The organism is Massilia sp. YIM B02443, from assembly GCF_030411955.1.
In the GTDB taxonomy this organism is placed as follows: Bacteria; Pseudomonadota; Gammaproteobacteria; order Burkholderiales; family Burkholderiaceae_D; genus Telluria.
Genome location: NZ_JASNRA010000024.1, coordinates 46,252 through 60,771 on the forward strand (window position 1 = coordinate 46,252; position 14,520 = coordinate 60,771).

The 14,520-nt window shown below is 66.5% G+C and carries 12 protein-coding genes; 4 read left to right on the forward strand and 8 right to left on the reverse strand.

Features of this window, described 5'->3' with window-relative positions; all coding sequences use genetic code 11:
- Positions 1-298 precede the first annotated feature (298 nt).
- Positions 299-1,471, forward strand: a complete 1,173-nt coding sequence (locus QPK27_RS20510; protein ID WP_290420033.1) for a glycosyltransferase family 1 protein — start codon at positions 299-301, stop codon at positions 1,469-1,471.
- A gap of 164 nt (positions 1,472-1,635) precedes the next feature.
- Here the strand turns inward: QPK27_RS20510 and QPK27_RS20515 are convergent, their stop codons facing one another.
- The 5 genes from QPK27_RS20515 to QPK27_RS20535 form a co-directional block, all read right to left on the reverse strand.
- Entirely contained in the window at positions 1,636-3,960 is a 2,325-nt protein-coding gene (locus QPK27_RS20515; protein WP_290420034.1) for an ATP-binding protein, read from the reverse strand.
- A gap of 123 nt (positions 3,961-4,083) precedes the next feature.
- Positions 4,084-4,374 carry a hypothetical protein gene (locus tag QPK27_RS20520; protein WP_290420035.1) on the reverse strand — a complete coding sequence of 97 codons (291 nt, stop codon included), beginning with the start codon at positions 4,372-4,374 and terminating at the stop codon, positions 4,084-4,086.
- Between the two features lie 89 nt (positions 4,375-4,463).
- A complete protein-coding gene (locus tag QPK27_RS20525; RefSeq protein WP_290420036.1) occupies positions 4,464-4,733 on the reverse strand; it encodes a DUF5985 family protein in 270 nt (89 codons plus the stop codon).
- A 3-nt stretch (positions 4,734-4,736) separates the two neighbouring features.
- Complete coding sequence (locus tag QPK27_RS20530) at positions 4,737-4,997, reverse strand: DUF5985 family protein (protein WP_290420037.1); 261 nt, start codon at positions 4,995-4,997, stop codon at positions 4,737-4,739.
- An 11-nt stretch (positions 4,998-5,008) separates the two neighbouring features.
- Complete coding sequence (locus QPK27_RS20535) at positions 5,009-5,410, reverse strand: hypothetical protein (protein WP_290420038.1); 402 nt, start codon at positions 5,408-5,410, stop codon at positions 5,009-5,011.
- Positions 5,411-5,614: 204 nt separating this feature from the next.
- On the opposite strand from QPK27_RS20535, the gene QPK27_RS20540 reads away from it, so the two are divergent.
- From QPK27_RS20540 to QPK27_RS20550, 3 genes are all read left to right on the forward strand, one after another.
- A complete protein-coding gene (locus tag QPK27_RS20540) occupies positions 5,615-6,415 on the forward strand; it encodes a DNA/RNA non-specific endonuclease (RefSeq protein WP_290420039.1) in 801 nt (266 codons plus the stop codon).
- A gap of 35 nt (positions 6,416-6,450) precedes the next feature.
- Positions 6,451-6,723: a hypothetical protein gene (locus QPK27_RS20545; protein ID WP_374047096.1), complete on the forward strand. Its 273-nt coding sequence runs from the start codon at positions 6,451-6,453 to the stop codon at positions 6,721-6,723.
- Between the two features lie 290 nt (positions 6,724-7,013).
- Positions 7,014-9,263, forward strand: coding sequence for a hypothetical protein (locus tag QPK27_RS20550; RefSeq protein WP_290420040.1), 2,250 nt, complete (start codon positions 7,014-7,016; stop codon positions 9,261-9,263).
- 252 nt (positions 9,264-9,515) lie between these two features.
- Here QPK27_RS20550 and QPK27_RS20555 read toward each other — a convergent pair whose 3' ends face one another.
- The 3 genes from QPK27_RS20555 to QPK27_RS20565 form a co-directional block, all read right to left on the reverse strand.
- Positions 9,516-12,374 (reverse strand): pitrilysin family protein, encoded by a 2,859-nt coding sequence (locus QPK27_RS20555; RefSeq protein ID WP_290420041.1) that lies wholly within the window; start codon positions 12,372-12,374, stop codon positions 9,516-9,518.
- 110 nt (positions 12,375-12,484) lie between these two features.
- Positions 12,485-13,501: a diguanylate cyclase gene (locus QPK27_RS20560; RefSeq protein ID WP_374047097.1), complete on the reverse strand. Its 1,017-nt coding sequence runs from the start codon at positions 13,499-13,501 to the stop codon at positions 12,485-12,487.
- A gap of 234 nt (positions 13,502-13,735) precedes the next feature.
- Positions 13,736-14,395 carry a hypothetical protein gene (locus QPK27_RS20565; RefSeq protein ID WP_290420042.1) on the reverse strand — a complete coding sequence of 220 codons (660 nt, stop codon included), beginning with the start codon at positions 14,393-14,395 and terminating at the stop codon, positions 13,736-13,738.
- Positions 14,396-14,520 lie beyond the last annotated feature (125 nt).

Below are 14,520 nucleotides of genomic sequence, written 5' to 3' on the forward strand. Positions count from 1 at the left end.
CAGAGTGTAGGAAGCCCCCTACATGGTGCAGCACACGAGCCGGGCTCTCCCTATGAAGCTCATCCATACGAAGCGCATTCCAAATTGCTTTTGTTGCAATGTTGCCTCGCATAAATGAAAATATTGGGAAAATTGCATGTTACGATTCTGAGGTCGGCCAGGTTCCCGCATGCAGCGGACACGCCGTCCTGCGCCCCGGTCCACGACCGGCCGCCGCAGCGGCGTCCAGAGAGAGAAGAACCGGCCCGGCTTCACATTGCCAACAACTATAGCTCCAGCAAGGCGAAAGGAAATCAACATGCCGACCCTGATCGTGTTTTGCCACCTGCGTTGGGATTTCGTGTTCCAGCGTCCCCAGCACCTGATGACCCGTCTGGCCGAACACTACAACATCCTCTTCGTGGAAGAGCCGATGCATACCGAGGGCGAGGCACGCCTGGAAAAAAACCAAGTCGCCGCGAACATCACCGTCTGCCGTCCGCACACCCCGATCCAGCAGTTCGGCTTCCATGACGACCAGCTGCCGGTCCTGCAGACGCTGCTGGCCGACCTGGTGCCGGAAGACGAGTCGCCGATCGTGTGGTTCTACACCCCGATGGCGCTGCCGCTGCTGCAGCTGTTCAAGCCGTCGAAAGTCATCTACGACTGCATGGACGAGCTGGCCGCGTTCAAGAACGCGCCGAAGCAGCTGCTGCAACGCGAAAGCGCGCTGCTGAACATCGCCGACGTCGTCTTCACCGGCGGCCCGAGCCTGTACCAGTCGAAACGCGACCGCCACGCCAACGCCCACTGCTTCTCGAGCAGCGTCGACGCCAAGCACTTCCGCCAGGCGCAGGATGCATCGATCTCGCACCCGGAACAGGCCAACATCCCGCATCCGCGCCTGGGCTTCTACGGCGTCATCGACGAGCGTTTCGACACCGAACTGGTCAAGGCCATGGCCGACGCCCATCCGGAATGGCAGATCGTGCTGGTCGGCCCGGTGGTCAAGATCGACCCGGCCTCGCTGCCGAAGCAGCCGAACGTGCACTACATGGGCCAGCGCACCTACGACCAGCTGCCGCAATTCCTGGCCGGCTGGGACGTCTGCCTGCTGCCGTTCGCGATGAACGAGTCGACCAAGTTCATCTCGCCGACCAAGGTGCTCGAATACATGGCAGCCGAGAAGCCATCGGTGTCGACCCCGATCACCGACGTCAAGGTGCCATACGGCGACGTGGTCGAGATCGCCGAATCGTACGAGGATTACATCGCCGCCTGCGAACGCCAGCTGGCCCTGAGCGACGACGCGCGCCAGACCATGGCCCAGCGCATGCGCGAAGTGGTGGCCGGCACCTCGTGGGACCTGACCGCCTCGCGCATGCACGAACTGATCCAGAGCGCCGAGCAGAGCAACAAGGTCGAGCGTTTCTTCGCCGCCAGCCAGCAGGAAGTGGCGGCGCCGGTGGAGAAGGTGGCGGTGGCCGGCTAAGCTACCACCCTCATACTGTCATTCCCGCGCAGGCGGGAACCCAAGTTTTCACACATGCCACTACGTTTCGACGAAGTGGTTATGCAACGAACCTGGGTTCCCGCCTCCGCGGGAATGACGTTTTGAAGGTACCGAAATAACCGCGGCCGTCACTCCTCAAACAACTAGATAGCCGCCAATACCGCTTCGATCGCTTCCACCGTCGCCGGCTTGGTCAAATGCCGATCGAACCCCGCCGCCGCCGTCTTCGCACGGTCGGCCTCGCCGCCCCAGCCGGTCAGGGCCACCAGCAGTATGCCGTCGTAGCGCCGCTGCGCGCGGATCTTCTGCGCCACTTCGTAACCCGACATGCCCGGCATCCCCAGGTCGAGGAACACCGCCTGCGGGTTCAAGCTGTCGAGCATGCGCAGCGCCTGGTGGCCGTCGTTGGCGACCGGCGCGCTGTGGCCGAGCAGGCCGAGCAGGGCGGCCAGGGTCTCGGCGGCGTCGCGGTTGTCGTCCACCACCAGCACGCGCAGCCCGGCCCGCGCAGCCGGCTCGGGCGCGGCGCCGGAGGCCGAAGACGGCGCCGCCCCCGGCAGTGCCGGCGCCAGCGGCAGGCGCACCGTGAACACGCTGCCGGCATTGGTCCCGGCGCTTTCCGCGCGCACCGTGCCGCCATGCAGCTCGACCAGGCTGCGCACCAGCGACAGGCCGATGCCGAGTCCGCCTGATCCCGGCTGCTGGGTCTGGCCAACCTGGGTGAACATGCCGAACACCTGTTCCAGCGCTTCCGGCGCGATGCCGATGCCGTTGTCCGACACCGCCACCACCGCCTGGTCGCCGTCGCGCTCGGCCGCCAGCATGATGCGCCCGCCCTTGGGCGTGTAGCGCGCGGCGTTGTTGAGCAGGTTGCTGACCACCTGCGTCAGGCGGGTCGGGTCGGCGTCCAGGGTCAAGGGTTCGTTGGGCAGGCGCACGTCGAACCCGTGGCGCGCGGCTTCGATCAGCGGCAGGCTCGATTCGACCGCGGCCGACAGCACCGCCGCCAGGTCGACCCGTTCGCGCCGCAGCGCGATCTGGCCGCGCGTGATGCGCGCCACGTCGAGCAGGTCGTCGACCAGGTTGACCAGGTGGCCCAGCTGGCGTTCCATGATGTCGTGCACCCGCGCCACCGCCGCCGTGCCTTGCGCATCGGCGGGCGCGCGGCGGATGAACTGCAGGCCGCTGCGGATCGGCGCCAGCGGGTTGCGCAGCTCGTGCGCCAGCGTGGCCAGGAATTCGGTCTTGCGGCGGTTGGCCTCGGCCAGGTCGTGCGCCATCTGGCGCAGTGCTTCCTCGGACTGGCGGCGCGCCGTGATGTCGTTGAACAGCACCGCCACCCGGCGCTGCCCATGGCCGCCCAGGCGAGCGGCATAGACGTCGTACCAGCGCCCCAGCGCGCGCGCCTCGTTCTCGAAGCGTACCGCTTCGCCGGTCTCGGCCACCTGGCCATAGATGTCGAACCAGTGCTGTTCGTGGCCCGGCGCCAGCTGGCGGATGGTCTTGCCGACCGCGTCCACCAGGCCGGTGTGCTTGATGAAGGCCGGATTGGCCTCGATGAAACGGTAGTCGCACGGCTTGCCGTGGGCGTCGTACAGCATCTCGATCACGCACAGGCCTTCGTCGATCGAGTCGAACACGGTGCGGTAGCGCTCTTCGGTGGCGGCCAGTTCCTGCTCGGCCTCGAGCTGGCGCGTGGCGTCGATCACCACGCCGCGCAGCTCGTGCACCGCGCCGTGCTGCTCGACATGGCCGCGAGCGATTACCCAGCGCCAGCCGCCATCGGGACGGCGCACGCGGTAGGTCGAGGCATAGCCGCCCTTGTTGGCGACGGCGAGGTCGATCTGGGCCTGGGTGGCGCCGACGTCGTCGGGATGGATCGCGGCCAGGTAGCTGGCCAGCGGCGCCCGCCCGCGCGCGTCGTGGGGCACGCCGAACAGTTCGGCCATGCGCATGTCGGCGTCGACCCGGTCGGCGCCGACTTCCCAGGTCCAGACGCCGAGCTCGGCCGCCTCGATGATGCTTTCCAGCCGCGCCTGGGTCTGCACCAGCGCCAGTTCGGCGCGGCGCCGCTCGACCTGGCTGTCGAAGGCGTCGATGTAGAAGCGCGCCTTGGCGCGCAGGATGGTCGGCGACAGCGGGTCGTGCAGCACCGCGATCGCGCCCGCTTCGTACAGCTGCTCCTGGTCGAACGGCGCCGGCTGCGGCAGGCCGATCGCGACCAGCGGAGTGTGCAGGGCGCGCGGATGGGCGCGCAGGGCGCGCACCGCGGCCAGCATGCCCGGGGCGTCGCCCGAATAACCGACCAGGATCAGCGCGAACGCGCGCTCGTCGATCCTGGCCAGGCCTTCCTCCAGCGTCCAGGCGCGCTCGACCGTCTGCCCCAGTTCGCTTGCCACCTGCATCAGCAGCGGATCGTCGATCTCGCGCCGGCACACGAACAGGATGCTGCCGCGGCCGCTCAGCATGGCGCGCCGCCCGGCGCTCTGGAAAGGAAAATCGGTCGCGGCAAAGTGAAAGGGCCTGCAAATATGGACATTGCGGCAATGTATGTCGCAGGACGGGCGCTGTCAACGCCCGTTTGCCGGGATTCAGGACTTGTCGGGCACCGGCTGCGTCGCCGGCGGGGTCTTGAGGGCGTCCGGCAGGGCGTCGGCGATGCCGTCCGGCGCCTGGCCGATTCTGCGCGCCTGGTCCGAATTCTGGTCGAGGCTGACTTCTTCGGCGACGTCGAAGCGGCCGTCCTCGGCGCCGTCGTCGCCCGGCAGCAGGTTGTCGGAACGGTTGTCCTGGCCGCCCGCTGCCGGCTGGCCTTGATCCGGACTCTGCGGCGCCTTTTGCTGCGCGCCCTGGCTGGATTTCTGCTGGTTGGAATCGCTCATGCTGGTCTCCTGATGACGATTTGACATGTGGCGATTATGTCCCAGGCCATGGCCGCCGGGCGCACGGTTCGAGCCCGGCCGACCAGCGGCTAGCGCTCGCGTTCCTTTCGCGGCAGGTTCTTTTCCAGGATCGCCCAGATGATCAGACCGTAGGCCAGCAGCCGGATCAGGTAGTGCAGCGGCGAATCCTCGCCGCCGCCGTCGCGCATCACCGCATAGATCCGGTGCAGGCCTTCGATCGCGAACGACAGCGCGAAATACAGGAAGAACCGGTCGCCGCTGCTGCGCCAGAAGCGCAGGAAGAACAGGGCGATGGTCAGGGAAGCCATGGCGATCGCGCCGGCCAGCAGAAAGCTCATCGCCTACTCCTTTTCGTAGATCAGTCCGTACAGCAGCAGCAGGCAGGCGACCAGCGCGCTGGCCTGGCGCCAGGGCAGCAGGTCGACCTGGGTCGGGAACACCACCTTGTCCAGCAGGAGAAGGAAATTATTCAGCGTCATCACCGCAAAGCAGGCGCCGCTCCAGAACAGCAGGCGGTAGCGCGTGCGCCGGTAGCTGGCCAGCAGCAGCCAGGTGCAGGCCAGCGAGGTCAGCATGCAGAGAGTGTAGATCAGTTCGCCCATATGGATGCGCCTCAGGCGTCCTTTCGCAGTCGGAACGCGTCGGCGAACTGCTGCGCCTTGCGGTCAAGGGAAGAGTGGATCAGGTGGGTGATGTCGACCAGCTGGCGTGCGTAGACCTCGGCCAGGCGGTCGATCCGTTGGCGCAGCGCGTCGTCCGGCGCATAGCAGCACAGGATGGGTCTGGTCCCCGGTCCGGATGCATCGCAGCGGCGCGCCATGCCGGCGGTGCACAGGGCGTCGAGCAGGTCCTGCGCCACGCGCTCGCGCACGTACAGCCGGCCGGCCAGCATGGTGCCGTCCCACTCGCAGCCGGGATCGGCGCGCAGCAGCAGCAAGGCTTCCAGGAAGGGGACGGAAGGCACGCTGGTCAGCACAAAGCGGCGTACGTCTTCCGGAATCGGCGGGGTGGTCACGACAAACTAGTTTCCCAAAAGGAAAATCAACTTGAGAAAACGGCAATTTTAATCGATTGCGCGCCCAACTGCCCAGTCAATCGTGCGCGTCTGTGTGGCATGCATAGCGGCCACGCCTGCGTGCATGGGCACGTCCCGGAATTTTTATGCTTGAGTAATCTCAAACAGCTAAAATGCCGGGTCTCTTAAATATTGTCTTAAGTCATGTTTCGTCACACCCTCCGCCGCCTGGCCAGCGGCTTAGCCGCTGCCGGCATGCTCGTCGCGGCCAGTCTCGCGGCCGCCGGCGCCCAGGCCGCCAGCTGCCCGGTCCATTACCTGGACGGCCGCCCTCCCGAAATCCGCAACCAGAAGCTGAATGCCGCCACCCGTGAGCTGTGCTATGGCGTGTTCGGCATCGTCCATTCCGGCGTCACCCGCACCCCGCTGTGGTCGGCCGAATACCTGCGCGCCGATAACCTCGACCGCGCCAAGGGCCTGGACCGCGACGACAAATTCCATCCGGAAGGGCGGCTGCCGCGCGGGCAGCGCGCCGAGCTGTCAGACTATGCGCGCAGCGGCTTCGACCGCGGCCACCTGGCGCCCAACGCCGACATGCCCGACCGCCGCACCCAGCGCGAAAGTTTTTCGCTGGCCAATATGGTGCCGCAGGACCGCGACCATAACCGCCACATCTGGGCCCCGATCGAAGGCGCGGTGCGCACCATGGCCAAGAAGGAAGGTTCGCTGTACGTGATCACCGGCCCGGCCTTCCTCGGCGCCAACCTGAAGAAGGTCGGCAACGTGATCGTGCCGAGCCACATGTACAAGGTGGTGTACAGTCCGCGCCAGAAGGCGGCCGCCGCCTGGTTCACCGAGAACCGCGGCGACGCCCCGATCAATGTGATTCCCGTGGCCGAACTGGAACGCATCGTCGGCATCGAACTGCTGCCGTCGCTCAGCCAGCAGCAGAAGGAACGCATGCTGCGCCTGCCGAAGATCAAGGGGCGCAAGAACCGCTCGTAACGGCATCGCCGCTACCTCAGAAGACTGGAGCTAACATGGGCAAGAAGATGAGCAAGAAGAACGACAGTTTCACCCCGTTCGCCAACGAGGCGGACGTGGCCGGCATTGGCAACCTGATGCTGGAAAACCGGGTCGACCGCATCACCATCTCGGGCGACGTCGACCTGACCGCCGACAAGCCGGGCCTGGAGCAGGCGCGCCGCCTGCACGCGCTGCTGGGCCAGGTCGTGGACGCGCTGGAAGCGCGCGAGCTGCCGGACCGGCTGCCGCCGCCGGAGGTGCAGACGATCGCCAATCCCTTCGCCTGAAGGTGTCCGGCCGGCTGTTTTAGCAAGGCAGTAGCCGGCTGGATATATCCCAAATTTTTTAACTCCCCCTTGAGCTGGCTCAACCGTGCCGGCCATGCCGCGACGGCCATCGCCGGCTTCTTTCTTCCTCCATGTGTGCGGCGTTTCACTCTCAAACACCAGTTAATTGTCGGTAGTCAATGGTGCGCGAGCCTGAAGAGGAATGTTGTAATCTAGTTCACGAAAGCGCTCCAGACGATGCGGCTTTTTGCCGCGTGCAGGCGCCTGACCATTTCAATGGAGGAACGACCATGCAACATACCCTTGTAGCGGTGTTCGACAACCGCACCGACGCACAGAGCGCCATGAACGAACTGCTGTCGTCGGGCTTCACCCGTACCGACGTGCGCCTCTCCACCGGCGACGCCACCGATGACCTGAACGCTACCGGCAGCCTGGGCAGCGACGGCATCAGCGCCACCCGCGCGGCCGACCTCGACCGCAGCGCCGACGGCGACACCGGCATCACCGCCAGCATCAAGAATTTCTTCTCCGACCTGTTCGGTTCGGACAATGCCGAACACGCCAGCCGTTACGAAGGCGCGGTCAACCGCGGCCATCACGTGCTGACCCTGACCGCCGACTCGCTGCCGGAAGTCGAGCGCGCCGCCGACATCGTCGAGCGCTACGGTCCGACCGACATCGACGAAACCTCGTCGGGCACCCCCGGCATGGGCATGAGCGCCGGCGCCATGGGCCTGGGCGCAAGCGCGGGCATGCAGCAATCGTCGTCGATGTCGGCGCAGTCGGCATCGAACCTGGGCTCGGGCTCGGCTTCGTCGTCGCTGTCCGGTTCGGCCAACGCGTCCTCGCCATCGTCGGTGCAGGCCGGTTCGATCCCGGAACTGGACAATCCGGGCGACCGCGGCCTGTTCCAGCAGCAGTCGATCAACCAGGCCGAGCCGATGGGAGGCACCTACCAGGAGCCGCAGGGCCAGAGCGGCCTGACCGCCACCGGCGGCACCTCGCTGCAAGCGTCGACGCTGCGCGAAAATGCAGTGCAGGGCTCGTCGCTGGAAGGCACCCTGAGCAGCACCAGCACGAGCGGCACCAGCCCGCTGGCCGGCAGCTCGCTGGGCCAGGCGGCAGCCACCACCGGCTCGCAGCAGCGCGATACCGCGCTGGGCGGCACTGACACCATTGGCCTGGGCACCAGCGGTGCTTCTTCGACTTCCAGCTCGCTGTCGGGTTCGGGCAACCTGGACAAGCAGCGCAGCGGCACCCGCATCTTCTCGCGCGAACGTAACGACAGCTCGCTGAGCACCGCTTCGGGCTCGTCGCTGGGCTCGACCTCGGGCTCGTCGCTCGGTTCGGTCTCGGGCGCCTCTTCGGATGCGACCGGCACCTCGCTGAGCTCGTCGGGTTCGGCACTCGGTTCGACCTCGACCCCGGCCTCCCAGCCGACCTCGGGCCTGGCCGCCAGCTCGTCGACCGGCATGGGCATCGACGACGACAGCTACTACCGCCAGCACTTCGACAGCAACTACAGCGCCTCAGGCGCCAAGTACGACGACTACCTGCCGGCCTACAGCTACGGCAGCGAATCGGCCCGTAGCGACCGCTACACCAACCGTGCCTGGGACGACGTCGAAAGCGACCTGCGCACCGACTGGGAAACCCGCAACGCGTCCAGCGCCGACCAGTCGACCTGGGAAAAGATGAAGAACGCCGTGCGCGCCGGCTGGGACCGCATCACCGGCGATGACGACGACGATTACTACCGCAGCCACTACACCTCGAACTACGAGGGCAGCGGCGCAATGTACGACGACGTCAAGCCGGCCTATTCGTACGGCAGCGAAATGCGCAAGAGCGAGATGTACCGCAATCGTCCGTGGGACGACGTCGAGACCGACCTGCGTTCGGGCTGGGACAACCGCATCGACGGCCGCCGCGAATTCTCGACCACCGGCAGCGACAGCAGCGAACCGTCGACCTGGGACCGCGTCAAGAACGCCGTGCGCCACGGCTGGGACAAGATGACGGACGACGATGACAACGACGCCTACTACCGCAACCACTACAGCTCGACCTACGGCGCCACCGGCGGCTCGTACGACGAATTCCGCCCGGCCTACGCCTACGGCTCGAGCATGGCGCGCGACGACAAGTACCGTGGCCGCCAGTGGGACACGGTGGAAGCCGACCTGCGCAGCGACTGGGATACCCGCTATTCGACCGGCGGCCAGTCGACCTGGGAAAAGATGAAGGCCGCCGTGCGTCATGGCTGGGATCGCATGACCAATGACGACGATGACCTCTACTACCGCAACCACTGGAATTCGGTGTACGGCGCGGGTGGCGAGTCGTATGACACTTACCAGCCGGCGTATTCGTACGGTTCGACCATGGCGCAGAACGACAAGTACCGTGGCCGCCAGTGGAACGACGTCGAGAACGACCTGCGCACGGATTGGGATACGCGTTATCCGGCCGAGCAGTCGACCTGGGACAAGATGAAGTCGGCGGTGCGCGCGGGGTGGGATCGGATGATGCGCTAGGCGCATCGGATGATACGCTGGAGTGCCGGAGCAATGCCGGCACACCACTCGCCATCGCATTTTAGTCAGCTTGAAGACCGTCGTCCCCGCGAAGGCGGGGACCCAAGTTTACTTCGCACAGCCACTCTCGTTGACTTTAGTGGTACGCGACGTACTTGGGTCCCCGCCTGCGCGGGGACGACGGTTTTCAGGATAGTGGGGATGGTTAGACGCTGACCATGTGCAGACAGCGCCAACGCAGTCCACGCAGACTTATTTCGCAAACACCTGCGCCGCCGGCGTCACCTTCACCGCTCCGGCCTTGATATCCAGCTTCATCCCCCCGATCGCCTTGTCTTCATCCAGCAGCGACTGCGGCTTGTTGGCGTCGTACTTGATCGCCGAGAACGCATCGCTCACCAGCGCCTCCTTCAGCGCCGCCCCATCCCTGGTGATCATCACCACCGACAGGTTCCTGGCCGACAGGTGCCGCTTGATGGCCGCATTCACGTCGGCCACGGTCAGCTTGCCCAGCGCATCGCGCATCATGCCGGTGAACTCCGGCGTTCCATACCACTGCGAATCGAGGGCGTAACCCAGACGCTGGTCCTGCGTCGCCGTCATCACGAACACGTTCTTCATCAGGTAATCGCGGGTGGTCTCGAAATCGGCCTGCGACAGGCCCTGGTCGACCAGCTGCCCCAGCTCATGCAGCGCCACGCGCAGTGCGAAGTGGCCGTTCTGCGGCGCCACCGGGCGGATCCAGACCTCGAACAGCTGCGCCTTGCGGCCCAGGTTCGGGTTCGGGAAGAACTGGAACATACCGCGCGGGAAGGCTTCGATATAGGCGTAGTCGCCGTAGTTCATGCCGCGCTCTTCGCGGATGCGCTGGTACAGGCGCGCGCTCGAGGCGCGGTGCTCGCCGAGCCAGGTCTTGGCGATCCACAGGGCGGCAAAATCCGGATGCTTGCGCGTGACCTCGATCGGCAGGCCGAACGAGATCGCGGTGGCACGCGTGTTCTTTTCGACGATCTCGACTTCCAGCCCGTTCGGCATGCGGCCGCGCGGGGTGGCGGTGGCGGCCAGGCCGGCGCCTTGCGGCAGGCGCGCCAGCGCCTTTTGCAGCGAGGCGTTCATGGCATCCGAGACGTCGCCCGAGATGCCGACGCGCACCGCGCCCTGGGTGTAGGCCTGGCGGTAGAAGGCCTTCACGTCGTCCAGGGTGATGGCCTCGATCCCGGCCACGGTGCCCAGCACCGGATGGCCGTACTGGGTGCCGGCGAACACATTTGCTTGCAGGCGCTCCTTGCCGAATTCTTCCTCGTTGTTGTCCTTCAGGTCCAGCACCAGCGCATTGCGCTGGGAGTCCTTGAGGCGGCGGAAGTCTTCTTCGCGGAAGCCCGGATCGACCAGCAGCGGCAGCGCGATGCCCAGGAACTGGTCCCAGTTGTCCTTGTGGATGGCGCCGGTGAAGGTAGTCATTTCCTTGTCGGTCTGCTCGGTGAAGCTGCCGGCCAGCGGGAACAGGGCCTTGGTCACTTCGTCGATCTTGCGCTCGCGTGAGCCGCTCGACGCCACCATCGCGGCGCTCAAGGCCGCCAGGCCTTCCTTGCCCTTCGGGTCATGCGCCGAGCCGGCCGCGAACAGGAGTTTGAAGCGGATCTGCGGCAGCGTCGACTTCTGTACCAGCACGTCGAATTTCACGTTTGACGGCGCCGGGGCGAACTGGGCCAGCTGCGGCAGCTTGTCGATACCGGCGGGCAGGGCGTCGTGCGACAGGGTGGTCACGATCAGGCTGTCGTCGACCAGGTATTTGCGCGCCGCGGCCTGCAGGTCGGCCGGGGTCAGGCTGTCGACCACGCGGTAGTAGCGGTTCAGGGTGCCGTAGGAGCGCTCGAAGTGCACATACGACGCCAGGGTGGCGGCGATCGCTTCGGTATTGTCGAGCGAACGGATCAGGCCATACTTCTGCGCCGACTTGGCGTCGGCCAGTTCGCGTGCATCGACCGGCTCGTCGCGCAGCCTGGCCACGGTCTGCAGGATGGAGTCGCGTACGTACAAGGCATCGGCCGGCTTTTTCACGCGGGCGATGATGGTGGCCAGGGTCGGATCGACCCGGTTCGGGGTCGAGTCCATCAGCTGGTCGACCTTCTGTTCGTCCTGCACCAGGCGCTTGTACAGCGGCGAGGTACGTCCAAAACTCAGCGACAGCAGCATCGACAGCGCCGCCTGCTCCTTCTGGTCGGCGATGAAGGACGGAGCGCGGAAACCGACCGTCACCAGCGGCAGGGTCGGGGTCTGCCAAGCCACGTGGCGGTAAAGCGCGCCGCGCGGCGCCGGTTCGACCGGGACGTTCGACTTGAACGTGCCGCGCTTCCAGCCGGCCCAGTACTTCTCGACCAGCGCCACCGCCTTGGCCGGCTCGACGTCGCCGGCGATGATCACGGTGGTGCGCTCCGGGCGGTACCAGCGATCGAAGAACACCTTCGAATACTCGTACTGGTTGGGCATGTCCTCGATATCCTTGAGGAAGCCCATCGTCGTGTGCTTATACGTGTGGCTGGTGTAGGCGGCTTCGCGCTGGGCCTCGAACAGCTTCGACATCGGGTTGGCGCTGTTCTTGTTGTACTCGCCCAGCACGGCACGCGATTCGGTCTTGAACGCCGCCACCGGATACGACAGGTGCTGGAAGCGGTCGGCCTCGACCTTCAGCACCGTCTCCAGGTCCTGCTTGGCGAAGGTGGTGTAGTAGTTGGTGAGGTCGTCGCTGGTGTAGGCGTTCTGGCGCGCCCCGGCGCGCGTGATCACTTCCTGGTACTTCTCGGGCGGATAGGTCGGCGTACCGCGGAACATCATGTGCTCGAAGAAGTGGGCGAAGCCCGACTTGCCCGGCTCGACTTCGTTGCGCGAACCGGTCTGCACCGGGATGTGGACCGAGACCAGGTTCGGGAAGCCGGTCGGCACCACGATCACCTTCAGGCCGTTGGCCAGGGTTTTCTCTAGGGCCTTGAACGGCAGCACGTCGGCGGAAGCAGGGGTGGCCGGGGTAACGGCGCCGGCCGGCGCGGCGGCCAGGAACAGCGCCGCAATGGCGGTCGCCAGCGCGGTGCGCGACAGGATCGACTTGAGCACAGATGTCTCCTTGGAAAATAAACCAGCGCGCAGCATAGTCGATTCGCCATGGAATGAACAGCAGCCGGGACGGCCCCGGCCCGGTGCTCGATACCGGTGCTCTCGGGACGTCAGGCCGCTTCGCTCATCGGCAGGCTGATGCGGTTGCGCCCCATGTGCTTGGCCCGGTACAGCGCCGCGTCGGCGATCGCGACCAGCTGGCTGGCGTCGTTGTCCGGCCCCGCCAGCGCGGTGGCGGCGCCGATCGACACCGTCACGTGGCCGGGCGCGAAGCTGCACGGCAGCTCGAGGCGCTCGACCCTGGCGCGGATGCGTTCGGCGACGATGGCCGCGCCTTTCAGCGACTGGTTGGGCAGGATCACGGCGAATTCTTCGCCGCCATAGCGCGCCACCAGGTCGTTGGCGCGCATCTCGCTGGCCACCGCGCGCGCCACGCGCTTGAGGCATTCGTCGCCACCCAGGTGGCCGTTGGCGTCGTTATAGGCTTTAAAATTGTCGACGTCGACCATCAGCAGCGACAGCGGCTGCTTCTGGCGCAGGGCGCGCGACCATTCGGCGCGCAGGGTATTGTCGAAGCAGCGCCGGTTGGCAAGACCCGTCAGGCCGTCGCGGGTGGCCAGCTGCTCGAGCGCGGCCTGCGCCATCTTTTCCTCGGTCAGGTCGCGCAGCGTCTCGACCACCGCCGACAGGCGGCCGCGCGCATCGAAGATCGGACTGGCGTCGGCCGCCAGATAGCGCCGCTTGCCGGCGCGCGGCATGTCGCACCAGCTTTCCAGCGACAGGGTGCCGGCCAGCGCCGAGCGGCCGCCGCTGTTCGCGACGGCGCCGGGAAGATGCTGCATGGCGCAGGTGTCGGCGCCCGGCTCGGCGTCGCGCCGGCCCTGCAGCACCAGGTCGGCCAGCGTCGGACGCTCGCGGTCATAAAAGCTGCGCCAGTGGTCGCGCGTGCCCAGGACGTCGCTGGCGGCCACGCCCGTCAACTGTTCACAGGCCCGGTTCCAGATCGTGACGCGCGCCGCGGTGTCCAGCACGAACACCGGCACCGACAGGCTTTCCATCAGCTGGCCGACGAAGGCCGCGTCGTGGATCAGGGCGGCATGCACCGGCGCGGAACCTGGGCCGGACATGACGATGCCGTTGCCGTGCGCACCGGAAGGGTTGAGCGCGCCGGCGCCGATACTGTCGGGACTGATCATGAGCCATCCTCTGGGTTCGCTGGCGGCAGCTTGATTGCTGCCGACAGGAAACGATTCTGCTACCGGCGCAGAGACGGGCTATTGATCCAAGACAAGACGAATCTGGCTGTGGCGGGCGTCAGACAAGAGGAATAGCCGGGCCGGCATCCGGCCAGGCGGGGAACATCAGGCCACCGGCGCCGGCTCGGCCGTCGCCCGCATCGGGAGCGACAGCGACCAATGGCTGGGCCGGCCCGGCGCGGCGGCCAGGCGCAGCACGCCGCCGAGGGCGCGCACCTGCCTGCTCAGCGCGTCAGTCAGTTGCGCCGGCGCGCTGCCCACCGAAGCGCCGGCCTGGACGTCGAGCGCCAGCGTGTTCATGCCTTCGCTCAGGCGCACGTGCAGGTCGGCGCGACCGTCCTTGCAGCTGGCCAACACTTCATGCAGCACCTCGAACACGGCCAGCCGTGCGGCGCGGCCGACCGGATGGGCCGCCGGATCGACGCCGGCCTCGAAGCGGCAACGTACGCCGAATTGCTCGGCGTGTTCGACCAGGCAGCGTTCGAGCGCATGGCGCAGGTTGTCGGTGCCAGCGCCGCCGCGGGCGGCCCCGGCCGCGCTACGCGCAGCGTCCTGCTGGCGCACCAGGCGGCACAGCACCTCGTGGCTGGCAGCCACGCCCTGGTCGGCCAGATGGCGCGCCTCGCGCTCGGCCGCCAGCTGCCGTTCCAGCGAGCGGTTGCGTTCGCCGGCGATGGCGCTGCGGCGCAGGCCGACACCGGCCAGCAGCAGCGCGCCGAAGGTGACCGCAAGGCTGGCGGCAAAGAAAATCATGGTGTTGGTCATGGCATCCTTCTGACTTTGTTCGGAAGATTCCTGTAAGAATTTACCGGGGCTGCGTCGTAGGAATATTGTCCATAGTCAATATCCGTGCCGGGTGAACGAGCCGTGGGCGGAGTGGCTGCCGGCCA